Here is a 1,240-nt window from a genome sequence, read left to right as displayed (position 1 = left end):
TCACGGGCGCCTTCGCTGGCAAGCCAGCTCCTACAAGGAGGGCGGTTTTGCGCGGAGGTTAGCGCTCGATCGCCAGGGCCACGCCCTGGCCGCCGCCGATGCACAGGGTCGCCAGGCCCTTTTTGGCATCACGCTTGATCATTTCATGCAGCAGGGTCACCAGCACCCGGCAGCCCGATGCACCAATCGGGTGGCCGATGGCGATCGCACCGCCGTTGACGTTGACCTTGCTGGCGTCCCATTCCAGTTCCTTGGCCACCGACAGCGACTGCGCGGCGAAGGCTTCGTTGGCTTCGATCAGGTCCAGCTGGTCCAGGGTCCAGCCGGCCTTGTCCAGGCAGCGGCGAGTGGCCGAGACCGGGCCGATGCCCATGATCGCCGGGTCGACGCCGGCGTTGGCGTAGGCGGCAATTTTTGCCAGCACCGGCAGGCCCAGGGCCCGGGCCTTGCTGGCGCTCATCAGCATCACCGCGGCAGCGCCGTCGTTCAGCGCCGAGGCGTTGCCGGCGGTGACGCTGCCGTCTTTCTTGAACGCGGGCTTGAGTTTGGCCAGGGCTTCGGCGGTGGTGCCGGGGCGTGGCTGCTCGTCGGTGGCGAAGGTCAGGGGGTCGCCCTTGCGCTGGGGAATCTGGATCGGGGTGATCTCGTCGACAAAGCGCCCGGCCTCGATGGCTGCTGCGGCTTTGTGTTGGGAAGCGGCGGCGAAGGCGTCCTGGGCTTCACGGCTGATGCCGTATTTCTCCACCAGGTTCTCGGCGGTGATGCCCATGTGGTAGTCGTTGAAGGCATCCCACAGGCCGTCGCTGATCATGGAGTCGATCATCTGGCTGTGGCCCATGCGCAGGCCGGTGCGGGCGCCGGGCAGCACGTAGTTGGACAGGCTCATGTTTTCCTGGCCGCCGGCGATGATCACCTCGGCATCGCCGCAGCGGATGGCCTGGGCGCCCAGGTGCAGGGCCTTGAGGCCGGAGCCGCAGACCTTGTTCAGGGTCATGGCGGGCACGGCGTGGGGCAGGCCGGCCTTGATCGCGGCCTGGCGTGCGGGGTTCTGCCCGGCGCCGGCGGTGAGCACCTGGCCCATGAGCACTTCGTCGACCTGGGCCGGGTCGATGCCGGTCTGGGCCAGCAATTGGCGGATGACCGCGGCGCCCAGGTCAACGGCGGGAATGTTCGCCAGGGAGCCCTGGAAACTGCCCACGGCGGTGCGGGTGGCGGCAACGATTACGACGTCTTGCATGAT

1 protein-coding gene is annotated in these 1,240 nt (G+C 67.9%); it reads right to left on the bottom strand.

Going from position 1 to position 1,240, the window contains the following annotated elements:
• Positions 1–58: 58 nt before the first annotated feature.
• On the bottom strand, positions 59–1,237 hold the full coding sequence (locus tag F6S12_RS31915) for an acetyl-CoA C-acetyltransferase (protein WP_041120712.1): 1,179 nt from the start codon (positions 1,235–1,237) through the stop codon (positions 59–61).
• Between the last annotated feature and the right edge of the window lie 3 nt (positions 1,238–1,240).

Source organism: Pseudomonas sp. JV245A, from assembly GCF_032424515.1.
GTDB classification, from domain to species: domain Bacteria; phylum Pseudomonadota; class Gammaproteobacteria; order Pseudomonadales; family Pseudomonadaceae; genus Aquipseudomonas; species Aquipseudomonas protegens.
This window is presented reverse-complemented; position numbering and strand designations above follow the sequence as displayed.